The sequence below is a fragment of the Pseudomonas sp. R4-35-07 genome, from assembly GCF_003852235.1.
In the GTDB taxonomy this organism is placed as follows: domain Bacteria; phylum Pseudomonadota; class Gammaproteobacteria; order Pseudomonadales; family Pseudomonadaceae; genus Aquipseudomonas.
Window position 1 is genome coordinate 4,744,904 of the sequence record NZ_CP027732.1, and the last position, 17,221, is coordinate 4,762,124.

At 57.7% G+C, this 17,221-nt stretch carries 20 protein-coding genes and 1 tRNA gene; 5 read left to right on the forward strand and 16 right to left on the reverse strand.

What is annotated here, in order from left to right:
- Positions 1-13: 13 nt before the first annotated feature.
- From hscB to trmJ, 7 genes are all read right to left on the reverse strand, one after another.
- The gene (hscB, locus tag C4J89_RS21635; RefSeq protein WP_124415538.1) at positions 14-535 is read right to left on the reverse strand and encodes a co-chaperone HscB; all 522 of its coding nucleotides are present in this window, start codon (positions 533-535) and stop codon (positions 14-16) included.
- A gap of 8 nt (positions 536-543) precedes the next feature.
- On the reverse strand, positions 544-867 hold the full coding sequence (gene iscA, locus C4J89_RS21640; protein WP_003209680.1) for an iron-sulfur cluster assembly protein IscA: 324 nt from the start codon (positions 865-867) through the stop codon (positions 544-546).
- 28 nt (positions 868-895) lie between these two features.
- Positions 896-1,282, reverse strand: a complete 387-nt coding sequence (gene iscU / locus C4J89_RS21645) for a Fe-S cluster assembly scaffold IscU (RefSeq protein ID WP_003175965.1) — start codon at positions 1,280-1,282, stop codon at positions 896-898.
- A 99-nt stretch (positions 1,283-1,381) separates the two neighbouring features.
- Entirely contained in the window at positions 1,382-2,596 is a 1,215-nt protein-coding gene (locus tag C4J89_RS21650) for an IscS subfamily cysteine desulfurase (RefSeq protein WP_124415539.1), read from the reverse strand.
- Between the two features lie 50 nt (positions 2,597-2,646).
- Positions 2,647-3,138, reverse strand: a complete 492-nt coding sequence (gene iscR, locus C4J89_RS21655; RefSeq protein ID WP_003194020.1) for a Fe-S cluster assembly transcriptional regulator IscR — start codon at positions 3,136-3,138, stop codon at positions 2,647-2,649.
- A 301-nt stretch (positions 3,139-3,439) separates the two neighbouring features.
- Complete coding sequence (gene cysE, locus C4J89_RS21660) at positions 3,440-4,222, reverse strand: serine O-acetyltransferase (RefSeq protein WP_124415540.1); 783 nt, start codon at positions 4,220-4,222, stop codon at positions 3,440-3,442.
- Between the two features lie 2 nt (positions 4,223-4,224).
- Positions 4,225-4,995 (reverse strand): tRNA (cytosine(32)/uridine(32)-2'-O)-methyltransferase TrmJ, encoded by a 771-nt coding sequence (trmJ, locus tag C4J89_RS21665; protein ID WP_124415541.1) that lies wholly within the window; start codon positions 4,993-4,995, stop codon positions 4,225-4,227.
- Positions 4,996-5,140: 145 nt separating this feature from the next.
- On the opposite strand from trmJ, the gene suhB reads away from it, so the two are divergent.
- Positions 5,141-5,956, forward strand: a complete 816-nt coding sequence (suhB, locus tag C4J89_RS21670; protein ID WP_003175971.1) for an inositol-phosphate phosphatase — start codon at positions 5,141-5,143, stop codon at positions 5,954-5,956.
- Positions 5,957-6,178: 222 nt separating this feature from the next.
- On the opposite strand, the gene C4J89_RS21675 is transcribed toward suhB, so the two are convergent.
- From C4J89_RS21675 to queA, 6 genes are all read right to left on the reverse strand, one after another.
- Positions 6,179-6,721: a glycine zipper 2TM domain-containing protein gene (locus tag C4J89_RS21675; protein ID WP_005791197.1), complete on the reverse strand. Its 543-nt coding sequence runs from the start codon at positions 6,719-6,721 to the stop codon at positions 6,179-6,181.
- Positions 6,722-6,844: 123 nt separating this feature from the next.
- A complete protein-coding gene (secF, locus tag C4J89_RS21680) occupies positions 6,845-7,759 on the reverse strand; it encodes a protein translocase subunit SecF (protein WP_122489141.1) in 915 nt (304 codons plus the stop codon).
- A 9-nt stretch (positions 7,760-7,768) separates the two neighbouring features.
- Positions 7,769-9,640 (reverse strand): protein translocase subunit SecD, encoded by a 1,872-nt coding sequence (gene secD, locus C4J89_RS21685; protein WP_124364302.1) that lies wholly within the window; start codon positions 9,638-9,640, stop codon positions 7,769-7,771.
- 62 nt (positions 9,641-9,702) lie between these two features.
- A complete protein-coding gene (yajC, locus tag C4J89_RS21690) occupies positions 9,703-10,041 on the reverse strand; it encodes a preprotein translocase subunit YajC (protein WP_124415542.1) in 339 nt (112 codons plus the stop codon).
- A 43-nt stretch (positions 10,042-10,084) separates the two neighbouring features.
- Complete coding sequence (tgt, locus tag C4J89_RS21695) at positions 10,085-11,200, reverse strand: tRNA guanosine(34) transglycosylase Tgt (RefSeq protein WP_164487619.1); 1,116 nt, start codon at positions 11,198-11,200, stop codon at positions 10,085-10,087.
- A 5-nt stretch (positions 11,201-11,205) separates the two neighbouring features.
- Entirely contained in the window at positions 11,206-12,255 is a 1,050-nt protein-coding gene (queA, locus tag C4J89_RS21700; protein WP_124415544.1) for a tRNA preQ1(34) S-adenosylmethionine ribosyltransferase-isomerase QueA, read from the reverse strand.
- A gap of 108 nt (positions 12,256-12,363) precedes the next feature.
- Between queA and C4J89_RS21705 the strand changes: the two genes are divergently transcribed.
- Positions 12,364-12,448, forward strand: a tRNA-Leu gene (locus C4J89_RS21705).
- Between the two features lie 166 nt (positions 12,449-12,614).
- Here C4J89_RS21705 and C4J89_RS21710 read toward each other — a convergent pair.
- Positions 12,615-12,923: a DUF3077 domain-containing protein gene (locus C4J89_RS21710; RefSeq protein WP_124415545.1), complete on the reverse strand. Its 309-nt coding sequence runs from the start codon at positions 12,921-12,923 to the stop codon at positions 12,615-12,617.
- A gap of 1,099 nt (positions 12,924-14,022) precedes the next feature.
- Between C4J89_RS21710 and C4J89_RS21715 the strand changes: the two genes are divergently transcribed.
- Both C4J89_RS21715 and C4J89_RS21720 read left to right on the forward strand, forming a co-directional pair.
- Positions 14,023-14,274 carry a hypothetical protein gene (locus C4J89_RS21715; protein WP_124415546.1) on the forward strand — a complete coding sequence of 84 codons (252 nt, stop codon included), beginning with the start codon at positions 14,023-14,025 and terminating at the stop codon, positions 14,272-14,274.
- Positions 14,275-14,349: 75 nt separating this feature from the next.
- Positions 14,350-15,360: a reverse transcriptase family protein gene (locus tag C4J89_RS21720; RefSeq protein ID WP_124415547.1), complete on the forward strand. Its 1,011-nt coding sequence runs from the start codon at positions 14,350-14,352 to the stop codon at positions 15,358-15,360.
- 332 nt (positions 15,361-15,692) lie between these two features.
- Here C4J89_RS21720 and C4J89_RS21725 read toward each other — a convergent pair whose 3' ends face one another.
- Complete coding sequence (locus tag C4J89_RS21725; RefSeq protein ID WP_124415548.1) at positions 15,693-16,241, reverse strand: hypothetical protein; 549 nt, start codon at positions 16,239-16,241, stop codon at positions 15,693-15,695.
- Between the two features lie 153 nt (positions 16,242-16,394).
- On the opposite strand from C4J89_RS21725, the gene C4J89_RS21730 reads away from it, so the two are divergent.
- Entirely contained in the window at positions 16,395-16,730 is a 336-nt protein-coding gene (locus C4J89_RS21730) for a hypothetical protein (protein ID WP_124415549.1), read from the forward strand.
- A gap of 70 nt (positions 16,731-16,800) precedes the next feature.
- Here C4J89_RS21730 and C4J89_RS21735 read toward each other — a convergent pair whose 3' ends face one another.
- On the reverse strand, positions 16,801-17,172 hold the full coding sequence (locus C4J89_RS21735) for a hypothetical protein (RefSeq protein WP_256681756.1): 372 nt from the start codon (positions 17,170-17,172) through the stop codon (positions 16,801-16,803).
- Positions 17,173-17,221: the final 49 nt, after the last annotated feature.

The following is a 17,221-nucleotide window of genomic DNA, read 5'->3' on the forward strand; positions in this document are numbered from 1 at the left end:
GGGCAGCACTGGGTTAATCGTCGAGGCGCTCTTCTAGCTGGCGCACTTCGTAGGTGAGCTTGTCGAGAAACTGCATGCGCCGCATCAGGCGCTCGGCCTGCTCGCGTTGCGCCGCATCATCCCAACAGGCTGCAAAGCTTTCGTTGAGCTCATCCTGGGCGGTTTTCAGACGCCGCTTGAAGACCACGACGCCAGCCACATCGGCTTCGTCCTGCAACTCTTCAAGTTCTTCGCGCCACTGCATCTGTTGCATCAGGAAGTCCGGGTCATGCACGGTGACTTCCATCGGCAACTCACCGCCCTTCATCGCAAGCAAATAACGCGCGCGCTTGGGGGGGCTTTTCAGCGTCTGATAGGCTTCGTTGAGGCTGGCCGATTGCTCCAGCGCCAGGCGTTGCTCACGCTCGGAAGCGTCAGCGAAACGGTCCGGATGCACGCCACGCGCCAATTCTCGATAGCGCGTGGCAAGCTGCTCGAGGTCCAGCCGAAAGCTCGGTTGCAACTCGAATAAAGCGAAATGACAAGGAGTACCCACAAGAAGCCTCAGATGTTGAAGCTTTCGCCGCAGCCACATTCACCGCGTACGTTGGGGTTGTTGAACTTGAAGCCTTCGTTCAACCCTTCCTTGACGAAATCGAGCTCGGTGCCGTCCAGGTAGGTCAGGCTCTTTGGGTCGATGATCACTTTCTCGCCGTGACTTTCGAACACCTGATCCTCTTCAACCACCTCGTCGACAAACTCCAGCACGTAGGCAAGGCCGGAACAGCCCGTGGTGCGAACACCCAGACGAATCCCCTCACCTTTACCGCGCCCATTCAGGGAGCGGCGAATGTGCTGCGCAGCCGCTTCTGTCATGCTGATAGCCATCGTTGACTCCTTACTCGTCGCCAAATACTTAGATCAAGCCTTTCTTCTGCTTGTAGTCGCGAACGGCCGCCTTGATGGCGTCTTCGGCGAGTACCGAGCAGTGAATTTTCACCGGTGGCAGGGCCAGTTCTTCGGCCAGCTGGGTGTTGCTGATGGTGACAGCCTCATCCAGGGTCTTGCCTTTCATCCATTCGGTCGCCAGGGAGCTGGAGGCGATGGCCGAACCGCAGCCGTAGGTCTTGAACTTGGCGTCTTCGATAACGCCAGCGTCGTTGACCTTGATCTGCAGGCGCATCACATCGCCGCACGCCGGAGCGCCAACCATGCCAGTGCCGACATCAGGATCTTCCGCGTTCATCTTGCCGACGTTGCGCGGGTTTTCGTAGTGGTCGATGACCTTTTCGCTGTAAGCCATGGTACTGAATCCTCACTCATCAGGGCCGCTCTGGAACCCTGTAGACACGCCTGCGTTTTCCGCCACGTTCCTACAGAGCTTGGGTGGCGGCTTCTATATTTAGTGTGCCGCCCACTCGATCTTGGAAATGTCGACACCGTCTTTGTACATGTCCCACAGCGGCGACAGAACGCGCAGCTTGTTGACGGCTTCGCAGACTTTCTGCGCGGCATAGTCGACTTGCTCTTCAGTGGTGAAGCGGCCGAAGGTAAAGCGGATCGAGCTGTGTGCCAGTTCGTCGTTGCGGCCCAGGGCGCGCAATACATACGAAGGCTCAAGGGACGCCGAGGTGCAGGCCGAACCGGACGATACCGCCAGATCCTTGAGCGCCATGATCAGCGACTCGCCTTCGACGTAGTTGAAGCTCAAATTCAAGTTATGCGGTACGCGGGCAGTCATGCTGCCGTTGATGTACAGCTCTTCAAGGTTCTCGACCTGCTTGTAGAAGCGATCGCTCAGGGCCTTGATGCGCACGTTTTCGGCCGCCATGTCTTCCTTGGCGACGCGGAAGGCTTCGCCCATGCCAACGATCTGGTGGGTCGCCAGGGTGCCGGAACGCATGCCGCGCTCGTGACCACCGCCATGCATGGTCGCTTCGATACGCACCCGTGGCTTACGGCTCACGTACAGCGCGCCGATGCCTTTAGGGCCGTAGGTTTTGTGGGCCGAGAACGACATCAGGTCGACTTTCAGCTTGGACAGGTCGATGTCGACCTTGCCGGTGGACTGAGCGGCGTCGACGTGCAGCAGAATGCCCTTGGAGCGGGTCAGTTCGCCAATCGCTTCGATGTCGTTGATGGTGCCGATTTCGTTGTTCACGTGAATCACCGAAACCAGGATGGTGTCTTCACGCAGCGCGGCTTCGATCATGGCCGGGGTGACGATACCGTCGGTGGTCGGCTCGAGGTAGGTGACCTCAAAACCTTCACGCTCCAGTTGGCGCATGGTGTCGAGGACAGCCTTGTGCTCAATCTTGGTGGTGATCAGGTGCTTGCCCTTGGTCGCATAGAAATGCGCCGCGCCCTTGATTGCCAGGTTGTCGGACTCGGTGGCACCGGAGGTCCAGACGATTTCGCGCGGGTCTGCGCCAACCAGGTCGGCGACCTGGCGACGAGCGCTCTCGACCGCTTCCTCGGCTTTCCAGCCGAATACGTGGGAACGGGAGGCCGGGTTGCCGAAGTTTCCGTCAACCAGCAGGCATTCGCTCATTTTTTGCGCGACACGCGGATCAACCGGGGTGGTCGCTGAGTAATCAAGGTAAATCGGCAATTTCATGGACTTTCTCCTAAATCAGGCTGGCTGGCGTGCCGTTAGCTCTGCGGCTGTCACTCGACGGCGGACGCTTCGATCTTGTCCAGACGCGGCGCCTTGGTGTTGCAACGGCGCTGGTCCTGACGCTGGGCTACTTCTTGCACCTCACGGCGAGTCACAAGATCAGCCAAGCTGATACCACTCAAAAACTCATGGATCTGCAGGCTCAAGTCACACCACAAGTGGTGTGTGAGGCAAGTGTCGCCGGCGTGGCAGTCACCCAGGCCCTGGCATTTGGTGGCATCGACGGATTCGTTGACCGCGTCGATCACCTGGGCCACCTGAATGCCCTGCATGTCGCGGGACAACTGATAGCCACCACCTGGCCCCCGCACGCTGGAAACCAAGTTGCTACGGCGCAATTTGGCGAACAGCTGCTCGAGGTAGGACAGGGAAATGCCTTGGCGCTCGGAGATATCGGCCAGGGACACCGGCCCAGTTTGCGCGTGCAAAGCCAGGTCGAGCATGGCAGTCACCGCGTATCGGCCTTTTGTAGTCAGTCTCATGGACAAGTACCAAGGTGTTTCAGAATGGGAGCAAGTATGCGATTCCCGAGTATTTAAGTCAACTATAAGACCTAGTACTTTAGTCAGGATTACCCGTAAAAAGGGCGCGCGAATCATAGCAGGATGGGGTGGGGAGGAACAGCGGGAACAGGGTTTGGCAGAAATTCCCAGACCAATGAGGATCAAATGTGGGAGGGGGCTTGCTCCCGATAGCGGTGGATTAGCCAAAACTCTGGTGGCTGACACTCTGCTATCGGGAGCAAGCCCCCTCCCACAGGGTTATTGCGGCGGGTCTTAGACCTCAGCTGGCCTTGGTAGCGGTTTCGCTCTTGATCTCGGCGAAGTCTTCTTCGCGCAGCTCAGGCAGGTCTTTTGCGCAGTAGCTGCTGCCCAATTCCTTCAGCGCGCCGCACATCCCGTCCAGCTTGCCATCCACCGCTTGCAGGTGGTCAAGCAACTGGCCGATGGCACGCGCCACCGGGTCGGGCATGTCTTCGCTCACGCCGTAGGCATCGAAGCCGATTTTTTCGGCCATGGCCTTACGCTTGGCCTCCTGCTCGTCGCCCACTTCCGGCTTGACGATGATCCGTCCAGGAATGCCCACCACCGTGGCACCGGGCGGCACTGCCTTGGTCACCACCGCATTGGAGCCCACCTTGGCACCGGCACCGACGGTGAACGGGCCGAGCACCTTGGCGCCCGCCCCCACCACCACACCGTCGCCCAGCGTGGGGTGGCGCTTGCCTTTATTCCAGGTGGTTCCGCCCAGGGTGACACCCTGATAGAGGGTCACGTCATCGCCAATTTCAGCCGTCTCGCCAATCACGATGCCCATGCCATGGTCGATAAAGAAACGACGACCGACCTTGGCGCCCGGATGAATCTCGATCCCGGTCAACCAGCGCCCGAAGTTCGACACCAATCGCGCCAGCCATTTCCAGCCCATGCCCCACAAGGCGCCGGACAGGCGATGAATCCAGATCGCGTGCATGCCCGGGTAGCAGGTCAGCACTTCAAAGGCGTTGCGCGCCGCCGGGTCACGGTGGAAAACACTCTGGATATCTTCTCGCAAACGCTCGAACATTTTTAATCCTTCCGCTTAAGGAGCTCGCCACGGGCCGCTTTCTGGGTTTCCGTGAGGATGCCACGCAATATATTCATTTCCGCCCGGCTGACCGAGCTACGCCCGTAAAGGCGACGCAGGCGCGCCATCAAGTGCCGTGGTTTTTCAGGATCGAGGAACTCGATGGCCACCAGGGTTTGCTCCAGGTGCTCATAGAAGCGTTCCAGCTCGTCCATGGTGGCGAGCTCGCCACTTTTGGTCGATGCAACCTCGTCCTTTTCCTTCTTGCTTGGCTGACCGGCAGCCGCCAGCCAGGCCATGCGCACCTCATAAGTCAGCACCTGCACCGCCGCGCCGAGGTTCAGCGAACTGAACTCAGGGTCTGATGGAATGTGCACGTGGTAATGACATCGCTGCAGCTCTTCATTGGTCAGACCGGAGTCTTCACGACCAAATACCAACGCGATTTCTGCACCGCCCGCCGCCTCTTCCACCACTTTGGTGCCGCACTCACGCGGGTCCAGCAGCGGCCAGGGAATGCGACGGTCACGGGCGCTGGTGCCGAGCACCAGGTTGCAGCCGACCAGGGCATCTTCCAGGGTGGCGACAACCTGGGCGTTTTCCAGGATGTCATTGGCACCGGATGCGCGGGCATCGGCCTCGTGGTGCGGAAACACACGTGGCTCGACCAGCACCAGGCGCGTCAGCCCCATGTTTTTCATGGCTCGCGCCACCCCGCCGATGTTGCCGGGATGACTGGTATTGACCAGGACGACACGAATGTTTTGCAGCAAGGGAGGCGCTCTCGGACACGGGAAAGGGGAGCAAATCTTACAGAACCGCCCAAGGTTATGCCATGAAAGCTAACGTCGTCCTTCACCTGCAGAAAGTTTCTGCTAGAATGCCCGGCTTTCTTTAACAACCTTAGGTGACACATCCATGCAGCCCATGCTGAATATCGCGCTGCGCGCCGCCCGCAGCGCCAGTGAATTGATCTTCCGCTCTATCGAGCGCCTGGATACCATCAAGGTCGACGAAAAAGACGCCAAGGATTATGTATCCGAGGTGGATCGCGCCGCCGAACAGAAAATCATCGACGCCCTGCGCAAGGCCTACCCTACCCACGGCATCCTCGGCGAAGAAACCGGCCTGCACAAAGGCAGCGGCGAAGGCGAAGACTACCTGTGGATCATCGACCCACTGGATGGCACCACCAACTTCCTGCGCGGCATCCCGCACTTTGCCGTGAGCATCGCGTGCAAATACCGTGGCCGCCTGGAACACGCTGTTGTGCTGGACCCGGTCCGCCAGGAAGAATTCACCGCCAGCCGTGGCCGTGGCGCCCAGTTGAATGGCCGTCGCCTGCGCGTGAGCGGGCGCACCAGCCTGGATGGCGCCTTGCTGGGTACTGGCTTCCCGTTCCGTGACGATCAAATGGACAACCTGGAAAACTACCTGGGCATGTTCCGCGCCCTGGTTGGCCAGACCGCAGGCATCCGTCGCGCTGGCGCAGCGAGCCTGGACCTGGCTTACGTTGCCGCTGGTCGTTTTGATGCATTCTGGGAGTCTGGCCTGTCGGAGTGGGACATGGCGGCGGGCGCCCTGTTGATCCAGGAAGCGGGCGGTTTGGTGAGCGACTTCACCGGCGGTCATGACTTCCTTGAGAAAGGCCATGTGGTTGCCGGTAACACCAAATGCTTCAAGGCAGTGCTGACGGCGATCCAGCCGCACCTGCCGGCTTCGCTGAAGCGCTAAGCGAGCGAGCACAAAAAAGCACCCCACGGGGTGCTTTTTTTATGCCTGGGATTTGAGCCAGGTCCATCTATCAGCAGCAATACAGATCAAATGTGGGAGGGGGCTTGCCCCCGATTGCAGTGTGTCAGCAAATGATTAGCTGACTGACCCACCACTATCGGGGGCAAGCCCCCTCCCACATTTTTGAATTGCACAGGTTTTTGAACCTGCGCCAGACTCAGATTACTGCTGATTCTGACCGAGGATCAGACGCCCTTCCTTGTCCACTGGAATCTGACCACCCGGATCACGCTCCATACGCACCGTACCTTCCTTGCCATCCAGGTTGTAACGCACGTCGTAGCCAACCACCTTGTCACTGATGTCATTCACGGTGTTACAACGCGTCTGGGTCGTCGTGTAGGTATCGCGGTTCTGCATGCCTTCCTGAACCTTGTTACCGGCATAACCACCACCGACCGCACCCGCTACGGTAGCGAGCTTCTTGCCGTTACCGCCGCCGATCTGGTTACCCAACAGGCCACCGGCAAGGGCGCCGACCACGGTACCGGCGATTTGATGCTGATCCTGCACCGGACGCTGCCGGGTCACTGTGACGTCCTTGCAGACCTCACGCGGGGTTTTAATCTGGGTTTTTACCGGCTGCACCGCCAGCACTTGCGCATACTCAGGGCCGCTTTTTACCAGGCTGTAGGTGGCAACAGCACCCCCGGCAGTCACACCGACAGCACCCAATACCGCACCAACCAGCAACGACTTGTTCACGTTGAACCTCCTGACCATCACAAACGGATCGAAAGATCCGCGCTATACCCAGCCTTGGAGCCAAAAAAAAGGCGCGAGTTCAATCTCGCGCCTTTCTTGTAACCGCTGATCAACAAACGCCCATCAAGGACGGTCGTCGACCTCCTTGCCAGTGCTGGCCGGAGGGATCAGGTCTTCGCTGTTCAGGTTCAGCCAGATCAGCACCACGTTGGCGATGTAGATCGACGAGTAGGTACCGGCCAAAACACCAATGAACAGTGCCAGGGAGAAGCCCCACAGGTTGTCGCCACCGAAGATCATCAGTGCTGCGATCGCCAGCAAGGTGGAGATCGACGTGGCCATGGTCCGCAGCAGCGTCTGGGTGGTGGAGATGTTGATGTTCTCGATCAACGTTGCCTTGCGCAGTACGCGAAAGTTCTCACGAACCCGGTCGAATACCACGATGGTGTCGTTGAGCGAGTAACCAATGATCGCCAGCACCGCCGCCAGCACCGTCAGGTCGAAGGTGATCTGGAAGTAGGCCAGGATACCCACGGTCACGATCACGTCGTGGATCAGCGACACAATGGCGCCGACACCGAACTTCCACTGAAAGCGGAACGCCAGGTAGATCATGATGCCGACCAGCGCCATCAGCATGCCGAGGCCGCCCTGGTCGCGCAGTTCTTCACCCACTTGCGGGCCGACGAACTCGACGCGCTTGACCGACGCCGGGTTGTCGCCACCGACCTTCTGCAAGGCCTCGGCTACCTGGTGACCCAGTTGCGGGTCTTCGCCAGGCATGCGCACCAGCAGGTCGGTAGTAGCGCCGAAGCTCTGCACCACCGCCTCGTGATAGCCGGCCTTGACCAGCTCGTTGCGCACCAGGGTGACGTCGGCCGGCTTCTCGTAGGTCAGCTCGATGAGCGTACCGCCGGTGAAGTCCAGACCATAGTTGAGGCCCTTATGGAACCAGCTGAACAGCGCCAGAACGGTAAGGAGCACGGTGACGCCGAACGCAATGTTGCGAACGCCCATGAAGTTGATTGTACGTAACATGGCAGCCCCTTAAATCCACAACTTCTTGAAGTCACGTCCGCCAAAGATCAGGTTGACCATTGCGCGGGTCACCATGATGGCCGTGAACATCGAGGTAAAGATACCGAGGGACATGGTCACCGCAAAACCTTTGACCGGGCCGGTGCCCATGGCAAAGAGAATCCCGCCGACCAGCAAAGTGGTCAGGTTGGAGTCGAGAATCGCGGTGAATGCCCGGCCGAAGCCTTCGTTGATTGCACGCTGTACGGTCATGCCCGCCGCGATCTCTTCACGGATCCGCGAGAAGATCAGCACGTTGGCGTCGACCGCCATCCCCATGGTCAGCACGATACCGGCGATACCCGGCAGGGTCAGCGTAGCGCCCAGCAGCGACATCAGCGCCAGCAGCATCACCATGTTGCCCGCCAGGGCCACGGTGGCGATGATGCCGAAAAAGCGATAGATGGCGATGATGAACAAGGACACGAACAGCATGCCCCACAGCGCCGCATCGACACCCTTGGTGATGTTATCGGCACCCAGGCTCGGGCCGATGGTGCGCTCTTCAGCGAAGTACATCGGCGCGGCCAGGCCACCGGCACGCAGCAGCAGCGCCAGTTCGGAGGACTCGCCCTGGCCGTTCAGGCCAGTGATGCGGAATTGCGCACCCAGCGGCGACTGGATGGTCGCCAGGCTGATGATCTTCTTCTCTTCCTTGAAGGTCTGCACCGGCACGTCTTTCTCGACGCCGTTGACCATCTGCTTGGTGTAGGTGGTGATCGGGCGCTGCTCGATGAAGATCACCGCCATGCTGCGACCGACGTTGCTGCGCGTGGCGCGGCTCATCAGTTCGCCGCCGTGACCATCCAGGCGGATGTTCACTTCAGGGGTGCCGTGCTGTGAGTCGAAACCAGCCTTGGCGTCAGTGACCTGGTCACCGGTGATGATCAAGCCACGCTCGATCAGCGCTGGAGGACGGTTGCCTTCACGGAACTCAAACTCTTCGGAAGTCGCACGGGAAGCACCCGGCTCAGCCGCGAGGCGGAACTCCAGGTTGGCAGTTTTACCCAGAATACGCTTGGCTTCTGCGGTGTCCTGCACGCCCGGCAATTCAACCACGATGCGGTTGGCGCCCTGGCGCTGCACGATCGGCTCGGCCACACCCAGCTCGTTGACGCGGTTACGCACCGTGGTCAAGTTCTGCTTGATGGAGTATTCGCGGATTTCCGCGATCTTGGCCGGGCTCATCGCCAGACGCAGCACAGCCTGACCATTCAAGTCGGCTGGCACGATGTCGAAATCGTTGAAGTTCTTGCGGATCAGCGCACGGGCCTGTTCGCGGGATGCTTCGTCAGCAAAGCCCAACTGAATGGCGCCATTGAGCTGCGGCAGGCTGCGATAACGCAGCTTCTCTTTGCGCAGCAGGCTCTTCACGTCGCCTTCATAGACTTTCAGGCGTGCGTCGAGGGCTTTGTCCATGTCAACTTCCAGCAGGAAGTGCACACCGCCGGACAAGTCCAGACCCAGCTTCATCGGGTGCGCGCCAATGCTGCGCAACCATTGTGGCGTGGTCTGTGCCAGGTTGAGTGCGACAACATAGTCATCACCCATGGCCTTGCGCACGACGTCCTTGGCCGGCAATTGGTCTTCTTGCTTGGTCAGGCGCAACAAGCCGCCCTTCGCACCAGCCGCCAATGTTGCCGCTTTAACCTGGATGCCCGCGTCGTTGAGCGCTTTGCTCGCGCGTTCCAGATCAGCCTGGTTGACCTGCAGCGAAGTGCTGGCGCCAGAGATCTGGATCGCCGGGTCATCAGGATAGAGATTGGGAGCGGAATAAATAAAACCGACCGCCAGCACCGCCAGGATCAGTACGTATTTCCACAGAGGGTATTTGTTCAGCATCACGCCGCCCGCTTATAACGCGGGGCGCCTTGCGCGCCCCGTCGATTGGTAAAGGTTGTTACTTAGATCGCTTTGAGCGTGCCTTTAGGCAGCGTGGCGGCGATGGCGCCCTTCTGGAACTTCATTTCCACGGTGTCGGATACTTCCAGTACCACGAAAGCATCGGAAACCTTGGTGATCTTGCCGGCGATACCGCCAGTGGTCACGACTTCGTCGCCTTTCTGCAGGCTGCCCAGCAGGTTTTTCTGCTCTTTGGCGCGCTTGGCCTGTGGACGCCAGATCATCAGGTAGAAGATGACCAGGAAGCCGACCAGGAAAATCCACTCGAAACCACCGCCCATCGGGCCGGCAGCGGCAGGCGCAGCGACGTCAGCCATGGCGTTAGAGATAAAAAAGCTCATTTAGCACTCCAGTTGCAAATAGTGAATCTTAGGGTCGGGAAACTCAGTCCAAGGGCGGCACAGGGAGCCCGCGCCTGGCATAGAAGGCATCGACGAAGGCGGCCAATGTACCCTGTTGAATAGCCTCGCGCAAACCAGCCATCAGGACTTGGTAATGACGCAAATTGTGGATGGTATTCAACATGCTACCCAGCATTTCCCCGCACTTGTCCAGATGGTGCAGATAAGCACGGGAGAAGTTCTGGCAGGTGTAGCAGTCACAGGTGGGATCCAGCGGCGAATCATCATGGCGATGGAACGCGTTACGGATCTTCAGCACGCCTGTATCGATGAACAGATGCCCATTGCGGGCATTACGGGTTGGCATCACGCAATCGAACATGTCCACACCGCGGCGCACACCCTCTACGAGATCTTCCGGTTTGCCAACGCCCATAAGGTAACGAGGTTTGTCAGACGGCATCAGGCCCGGCAGGTAATCCAGCACCTTGATCATTTCGTGCTTGGGCTCGCCCACCGACAAACCGCCGATGGCCAGGCCGTCAAAGCCGATCTTGTCGAGTCCTTCCAGCGAGCGCTTGCGCAGGCTTTCGTGCATGCCGCCCTGGACGATACCGAACAACGCCGCGGTGTTATCGCCATGGGCATTCTTCGAACGCTGGGCCCAACGCAACGACAGCTCCATGGAAATACGCGCGACGTCTTCGTCAGCCGGGTACGGCGTGCACTCGTCGAAAATCATCACGATGTCCGAACCCAGGTCGCGCTGCACCTGCATCGATTCTTCCGGGCCCATGAACACCTTGGAACCGTCTACCGGCGAGGCGAAGGTCACGCCCTCCTCCTTGATCTTGCGCATGGCGCCCAGGCTGAACACCTGGAAACCACCGGAGTCGGTAAGGATCGGGCCCTGCCACTTCATGAAGTCATGCAGGTCGCCATGCTTCTTGATCACTTCCGTGCCCGGGCGCAGCCACAGGTGAAAGGTGTTGCCGAGGATGATCTCGGCGCCGGTGGCGACGATGTCACGCGGCAGCATGCCCTTGACGGTGCCATAGGTGCCGACCGGCATGAACGCCGGGGTCTCCACGGTGCCGCGCGGGAAAGTCAGGCGACCACGACGAGCTTTACCGTCGGTGGCCAATAATTCAAACGACATACGACTCATAAGTTGTCCTCAGGGCCGCGCGGCGCCGGGTTGCGGGTGATAAACATCGCATCACCGTAGCTGAAAAAGCGGTACTCGTTGGCGATGGCCGCTTGATAAGCAGCCATGGTTTCCGGGTAACCGGCAAATGCCGACACCAGCATCAACAGCGTGGATTCCGGCAAATGGAAGTTGGTCACCAGGCAATCGACCACATGGAACGGCCGGCCTGGATAAATGAAGATATCGGTGTCGCCGCTGAACGGCTTGAGCACGCCATCACGCGCCGCGCTCTCCAGCGAGCGCACGCTAGTGGTGCCCACCGCCACCACACGGCCACCGCGCGCCTTGCACGCATTGACCGCATCCACAACGTCCTGGCTGACTTCCAGCCATTCGCTATGCATGTGGTGGTCTTCGATGTTCTCCACACGCACCGGCTGAAACGTCCCGGCCCCCACGTGCAGGGTCACATAGGCGCTTTCAACGCCCTTGGCGGCGATGGCATCCAGCAGCGGCTGGTCGAAATGCAACCCGGCCGTCGGCGCCGCCACCGCACCGAGGCGCTGGGAGTACACCGTCTGATAGCGCTCGCGGTCCGAGTCTTCGTCGGGGCGGTCTATATAAGGAGGCAACGGCATATGGCCGACGCGTTCCAGCAGCGGCAACACCTCTTCGGCAAACCGCAGCTCAAACAGCGCATCATGGCGCGCAACCATCTCGGCCTCGCCACCGCCATCGATCAAGATACTCGACCCCGGTTTCGGCGACTTGCTGGAGCGCACATGGGCCAGCACGCGATGGCTGTCCAGCACCCGCTCCACCAGAATTTCCAGCTTGCCGCCGGAGGCTTTCTGGCCAAACAGCCGCGCCGGAATCACCCGGGTATTGTTGAACACCATCAAATCGCCCGGGCGCAAATGCTCAAGCAAATCAGTGAATTGACGGTGTGCGAGGGCACCGCTAGGCCCGTCCAGGGTCAGCAGTCGACTGGCGCGACGCTCGGCCAACGGGTGGCGAGCGATCAGCGAATCAGGGAGCTCAAAAGTAAAGTCAGCAACGCGCATGATGGGGTTCGTCTAGCAGGGCCGGGAAGTCTAGCGGAAATAGTCACAATTGACCATGAAACGTGATTGACCAACGGTAATCTCATCTCTATACTTCGCCGCCATTGAGCCCTGATGGCGGAATTGGTAGACGCGGCGGATTCAAAATCCGTTTTCGAAAGGAGTGGGAGTTCGAGTCTCCCTCGGGGCACCATCTTAAAAAAAGACCTTGAAATTCAAGGTCTTTTTTTTCGTCTGTAGAAAAGTGGGTGGTCGGCTGATTCATCGCTCACCGCCCACTCCGAGCCTGAAACACAGTCCAAATGTGGGAGCTGGCTTGCCTGCGATTGCGTCAGCCCCAACACCCTCAAACCACCTGCCTACGCCCCAACCGAATCCCCCTCCTCCGTCACCCCATTCGGCAACATACCATTCGCCAAATCATCCACCACCGCCTTAGCCATCTCACCCAAATAATGCGCGGCCCAGGCAAAACGATCCGCGCCTGTATCCATCGCCGCATCCAATGCCAGCATTTTTGAACAGTGCAGAAGCTCGGAGGCATGCTCCAAGGCATCGCGGATGGGCACGCCGGAATTGACGCGGAATAGACGGTGGAGGTTGGGCTGTTTGCCACAGGTGGAAAAGGTGATGACGCCGAGAGTTTTGTTGAGGGGTGGGTTGATCATTGGGCACCTCCGATCTGAGCGAAGGTGTCGATTGCGGTACTGCGAGGGTACGACCTATCAGAAACGCTCATTGCTTAAGCTCCTAGTGTAGTGAGCTGCCACGTTCGTTTCTCATGCGAATGGGTGGCAGCTATGCGCGGGTTGAGAAACCGGGACAATAGGAACCCGGCAGACCCGAAGATCTCCCACGCATAGCCGCCATTACACAGACATGCGGGCACAAAAAAGCGCCAACAGTCTAATGGATGGTGGCGTCTATGCGCCTATTGTTTCTCGGATTCTCAAGTCCGGTCGCTGGGTTGGAAGCGACGGAGGAAAGGTAGCGCAGGAGTGGTTGGGGCTGGAAGTCGGGATCTGTGGCGAGAAATTTCGATGGGCCAGCAAATTATGATCTGACTCCGATTACCCGACGGAAAGTGCGTTCGCCAGATCCGTGACTTCGAGGCTCCTCAAGTCAATGGGGAGTTGAAGAACTCCCTGCTGAGCTATTCCGCCACAGTTACGTTTGGGATTTATTTCTGCTTATCGCGGATGAGGGCGACGCTTCTCGTTTCCGCGGCTACCTCAGGCTATGCAGTGCCCGCATGGGCACTGTTTGTTACATGCTTATCCGACTCGCTAGTGGCAAAACGCTAGTTTCCTTTGCAATGGTCTGGCGGTAGAGGTATAAACAGGTTGCTGGACGTACCGTCCAGGTGCTCTTTAAACATGGTGAATATTCTCTGGGCTTGCAGTTGGTGGTTGGGAAACTAACCGGCTTTGGTGTTCTTCAAAGCTACCTCTCCGCAACGACTCAGTCCCTTAGGTCGTCCTATGTGTGTCCTGTGCTTGGGCCGCGCGTCATCGAGGTGTTCTGCGTTAGCGTTGGCTCTATGCGCTGACTAATCGCTCCTCGTTAACGTAAAGCTGTCGGTTTACGCAATTGACATATGTTGACGGATGAATTCTACGGTGACGGATTTGGCGGCGGCGACGGCTTATCGATATTGATAAATCAATATCAATAAGCAGAACTGTGGTTTGTAGTGGTGTCTTGGAAGTTCCATTCGGCCCGGAATGCTTTGGCGGCGGCAATTTCGCCGGCGAAGGAGCTACAACCATGCGTAAGATGAAACCAGTCCGTTCTCGGACTATTCTGAAAAAGCACAATATCCAAGACACCCGCGTTACAGTTGATAGTGAACGTCCTCATAGCAACGAAGGAAAAGGCAGTCGGTTGAAAGGAATCCGCCAAGCGGTGGAAGGACTTCTGATTCGCCAAGCACTTTTGGAAATTTGGGAACGTAAGCTGGAGTACTGGGATGGAGCCTGCGAAGCTGTAGGCAAAGTCCTTGAGGCTGTGTCCTCATGACGCAACAAATCACATCATTCGAATTCTGAAAGGCCGATCTGAGTATCGGCCTTTCTTCGTTTTAGGGATCGGAATATGGATGCTCCAACGTACCCTCTCAAGCCTATCCACAGCATCCAGGCGCTAGCTTTGGCGTTGGGTGAGAGCGAACGTCTGCTAGAGCGCCTTGCAGCTCGCGCTGATCGGATGTACCGCCACGTTCCTCAAGAGAAAAAAGGGAAGAAACGGGATACCTATGATGCACATGAGCCCCTAAAACGGGTACAGCGAAAGCTCGTGGATCGAATTCTCTCAAGAGCAATCTTCCCTAGGTACTTGCACGGCGGCATAAGAGATATCAAGACCCCCAGAAGTATTCTTAGTAATGCCGCACCCCATGCAGGCGCGAAATACGTCATTCTTCAGGATATTAAAAACTTTTACCCCTCCATATCGGTGGATCAGGTCGAGGCCCTGTTTCGCGGGCTGTTTGGGTTTGGTGTACCCGTATCCGCTCTGCTGTCATCCATATGCACTCGCGAGGGAAGCACTCCTCAAGGGGCGAGCACGAGTGGCTACATCGCGAATCTGATATTTTGGGATGTTGAGCCGAAAATAGTTAGGAGCCTCCTCGACGATGGCTTCCAATACTCTCGATTCGCTGACGACATAACCATCTCATCTGGTCGGAAGCCATCGTCGGACGAGCTTTCGTTTATTGTTTCGACTGTCACAGGCATGCTGGCCTCTAAAGGGTGCCATCAGAAGCGGGCTAAGCTTCATATGCGGGTTCGAGGGCAGGGAATCAAGGAAGATGACCAAACCTTTAAACCGCTCACCGTAACCGGATTAAGCGTCTATAACAGCGCTCCCGGGTTGACCAAGTTGGAGCGTAAGCGCATACGGTCAGCAGTCAGGGAATTGGAGATCGCGAGCGAGTCAGTACGTGATTGGAACGTTCTTGAACCAATGTACCATCGAGCGATGGGGCGGGTAGGGCGTCTGCTCGCTTGCCGCCATCCAGATGGCGAAGCGTTGAAAGCTCGGCTTAATACATTGAAGCACTCACACCAAAAACCTTTACTGGAACGATATCAGCAAGTATGAACGCAACCATTTTTAGGGAAGTTACACGGCGCTAGTGTGCCCATGGTTGCTGCTCCGCCTGAGCAAGCGAACGAGCTGTTACGCTGGGGCTTCAGCATTCAGAATGCTACATATTTATTGCAGGCCCCTGGGTAACACTCCCTCCTGACTCCCACACCAAAGGCAATGACGCATGATCGTTCCCACGCTCTGCGTGGGAATGCCACCCCGGACGCTCCGCGTCCTGCTTTCAGCGCAAAATCCGGCACTTGCGCAATGGTGACGCGGAGCGTCACGGGATGCATTCCCACGCGGAGCGAGGGAACGATCACACTGTCCCCTTTTCGGGCTATTCAGTAGTCACATCCGCTCGATCCACCAAATCGGGTCTCCCGCAGGCAAACATGCCGCCAGCTATTGAGCAACAGTGGGGCATAGCTGCAAGACGCACCGGTTTTATTGATCGCGACTTGCACCGACTCCATGTCACCGCGGCTGACAGGGACGGATATTTCGCAGCAGTCTTGAGTTTTTGAACAGGCCGAAATGGTCGTGTCATTTCGCTCGCGCCCATTCACCGAGACGACCAACGCTGTGTTGTCACAGTGGCCGGTCAAACCTTCTCCCGTGACAATAAAAGAGGTGGTTGGCGGGTTACCAGTCCCTCCCCCAAACCCTAGCGGAATAAGGAACAGAGAATGAGCGTAGCTTTCCCCGGCACTTACCGTTGAGATCGTGACGGGTGGGTTACAGGACTGATTGACCCACGCCACGTGGGACACCGGTTTCCAATCGCGGTCATCAGTGACGTTCCAATGTTTGCCACTGCGGTAGTCATAGCAACCGTTCAGGCCTGCGACGGCGGTGAGTACCAGAAGAATTGCCGCCCGTGTTGTTTTCATGGTTGACCCGCTTTTCCATTAAGGTTTTGATTGCCTGCACTCAGTTAAACCGGACATTAAAAGAGGACGGGGTTTCCAGAAAAAATGATCCGTTCCCTTTTCGGGTTTCCGATTGGGGTCCACCGGTCTTTCGACGAAGTAACATAGGAAATCATGGCATTCACAGCTACCTGCGTTGTGTCCCTGTTTTTTTGGACTGTTGTTTCAGCAATCACAGGAACTAAAGAGCCTTGGGACCTGGTTAGTTATTGGACGATCATCTATCCCGCCGCGCTTGCTCTGTCAGCGATTCTTGGAGCCGTGTTAAAAAGCGCCCAGTGGTACGCAGGCGCCGTCGTAATGCTTGCTCAAATCCCCGTGGTGCTGGTTATTTCTGGTGCTTCCCCGTTGCTGGGCGTCGGTATCCTGTATGCGGCTGTTCTCTCAATTCCGGCGATAACGTTATCTTGGCTCGCCGGCAAAGTGCGGCAGGCTTACATCACGCCATAAAGCCCTGGTGGTTCTTTCTTAAAAATTAGACGGCTGGAAAATAGTCGCTGAAGCTATGAACCCAGCGCCCTCATTCAGGCTTGGCGTCAGGCACCCACAATGTGCACGATGTTGCGGCCTGGGCGATCAGCCAATCATGATCACGTTTGGCGAGGGGCCGTGGCATCCCGGCAGAGACCCGAAGTGCCATTCTGTGGGCACCCGTGACTTCGCTTTCACTCGGGGTCGCCTCCCCCAGTTTTGTATTGTTCTTGAGCCCGCCAATGGCACCATGCAGTGCGAGCGCCTGTTTGTAGGTGTCGGCACTCTCTTCAACGATAGATACCGCGATAAAGGCGGCATTTGAGCAGCGATCCATCTTTTCCCACTGCTTCAGCTGCGCTTCTGTGCCGAGGGCGGCCGCTGATGACAACAAGACCATAAAGCCAATTAAACAACGCATTGTTTGCCTCCCTTCAAATAATTGACCGCTGTAATACCTCATCAAAAGC

Excerpts from the sequence above, each read along its gene's own strand:
- C4J89_RS21735 (WP_256681756.1), bottom strand. The coding sequence starts at position 17,172 with ATGCGTTGTTTAATTGGCTTTATGGTCTTGTTGTCATCAGCGGCCGCC.
- secD (WP_124364302.1), bottom strand. The coding sequence starts at position 9,640 with ATGCTGAACAAATACCCTCTGTGGAAATACGTACTGATCCTGGCGGTG.
- C4J89_RS21650 (WP_124415539.1), bottom strand. The coding sequence starts at position 2,596 with ATGAAATTGCCGATTTACCTTGATTACTCAGCGACCACCCCGGTTGAT.
- C4J89_RS21720 (WP_124415547.1), top strand. The coding sequence starts at position 14,350 with ATGGATGCTCCAACGTACCCTCTCAAGCCTATCCACAGCATCCAGGCG.
- C4J89_RS21730 (WP_124415549.1), top strand. The coding sequence starts at position 16,395 with ATGGCATTCACAGCTACCTGCGTTGTGTCCCTGTTTTTTTGGACTGTT.
- yajC (WP_124415542.1), bottom strand. The coding sequence starts at position 10,041 with ATGAGCTTTTTTATCTCTAACGCCATGGCTGACGTCGCTGCGCCTGCC.
- cysE (WP_124415540.1), bottom strand. The coding sequence starts at position 4,222 with ATGTTCGAGCGTTTGCGAGAAGATATCCAGAGTGTTTTCCACCGTGAC.
- iscU (WP_003175965.1), bottom strand. The coding sequence starts at position 1,282 with ATGGCTTACAGCGAAAAGGTCATCGACCACTACGAAAACCCGCGCAAC.
- tgt (WP_164487619.1), bottom strand. The coding sequence starts at position 11,200 with ATGTCGTTTGAATTATTGGCCACCGACGGTAAAGCTCGTCGTGGTCGC.
- C4J89_RS21715 (WP_124415546.1), top strand. The coding sequence starts at position 14,023 with ATGCGTAAGATGAAACCAGTCCGTTCTCGGACTATTCTGAAAAAGCAC.
- iscA (WP_003209680.1), bottom strand. The coding sequence starts at position 867 with ATGGCTATCAGCATGACAGAAGCGGCTGCGCAGCACATTCGCCGCTCC.
- C4J89_RS21725 (WP_124415548.1), bottom strand. The coding sequence starts at position 16,241 with ATGAAAACAACACGGGCGGCAATTCTTCTGGTACTCACCGCCGTCGCA.
- queA (WP_124415544.1), bottom strand. The coding sequence starts at position 12,255 with ATGCGCGTTGCTGACTTTACTTTTGAGCTCCCTGATTCGCTGATCGCT.
- secF (WP_122489141.1), bottom strand. The coding sequence starts at position 7,759 with ATGTTACGTACAATCAACTTCATGGGCGTTCGCAACATTGCGTTCGGC.
- iscR (WP_003194020.1), bottom strand. The coding sequence starts at position 3,138 with ATGAGACTGACTACAAAAGGCCGATACGCGGTGACTGCCATGCTCGAC.
- suhB (WP_003175971.1), top strand. The coding sequence starts at position 5,141 with ATGCAGCCCATGCTGAATATCGCGCTGCGCGCCGCCCGCAGCGCCAGT.
- C4J89_RS21710 (WP_124415545.1), bottom strand. The coding sequence starts at position 12,923 with ATGATCAACCCACCCCTCAACAAAACTCTCGGCGTCATCACCTTTTCC.